General features: G+C 51.2%; 1 protein-coding gene and 1 pseudogene. Both read left to right on the forward strand.

The features are described 5' to 3' along the window. A pseudogene (locus BLX24_RS30650) lies at positions 1–385 on the forward strand (NPCBM/NEW2 domain-containing protein); the annotation flags it as partial. Between the two features lie 14 nt (positions 386–399). Next, positions 400–1,080, forward strand: a 681-nt coding sequence (locus tag BLX24_RS30655) for a DUF7133 domain-containing protein (RefSeq protein WP_445422166.1), incomplete at its 3' end; no start/stop codon positions are given.

Below are 1,080 nucleotides of genomic sequence, written 5' to 3' on the forward strand. Positions count from 1 at the left end.
GATTGAGCAACTGGATGCGTTTACCCTTAACCTGCTGACCAATGACGAGGTCATTGCCATCGATCAGGACCCGCTGGGCAAATCGGCCCGGTTGGTCGACGAGACAGAGGGCATTCAGATCTGGGTGAAACCGTTGCAGGATGGGTCCCTGGCGGTCGGTCTCTTCCATGTCGGTGATTTCGGCAAAACACCCCAGTCCTATTTCCGGTGGGGCGACGAAACGGCCAGAAACATCACGTTTGATTTCACAAAAATCGGTTCTGTACGCAGATATACACTGCGGGATGTTTGGAGACAAAAAGACCTTGGTATTTTTACGGATATATTCAAAACAGACATACGCCACCATGGCGTTGTCCTGTTGCGGATGATTCCCGGAAAATAAACTCTTTGACCAACATGGCTCCAAAAAGACCATTCAAATTAGTGCTTATCCTGCTGGCGGCGTTTTCTGTTGTGCTGGCGGGCTTTCAAAACAATACATCGGATATTCCCCGCTTTTCGCCTGCCGATTATACGGTAGAGGAAGGGTTTTCGTTACGTTTGATTGCCTCTGAACCGCTGCTGACCGCGCCTGTCGGAATGGATTTCGACGACAAAGGCCGCATGTGGGTAGTCGAAATGATCGGCTACATGCCCAACCTGGAAGGCATCGGCGAAGAAGACCCCAGTGGCCGGATCGTTATTCTCGAAGACCGGAACAAAGACGGTGTTGCCGATAAGGCAAAGGTGTTTCTGGACGGCCTGGTGTTGCCGCGCTCCATCGCGCATGTGTACGGGGGCTTACTGTATGTGGATGGGCCTAAGCTCTGGTTTGTCGAGATTATCAACGACAAACCCGGCAAAAAAACGCTGGTTGATCCGGTGTATGCCGAGGGCGGAAATGTCGAACACACCTCAAACGGCCTGATGATGAACATCGATAACTGGATTTACAACGCCAATTATAATTTCCGCTACCAGCGCCGGAATGGTAAATGGATTAAGGAACCAACAACCGACCGGGGGCAGTGGGGCATCACCAAAGATAACTTCGGCCGGTTGTATTACAACAACAACTCAACCAACCTGCAGGGTGAC

The organism is Arsenicibacter rosenii (assembly GCF_001870735.1).
GTDB classification, from domain to species: Bacteria; Bacteroidota; Bacteroidia; order Cytophagales; family Spirosomataceae; genus Arsenicibacter; species Arsenicibacter rosenii.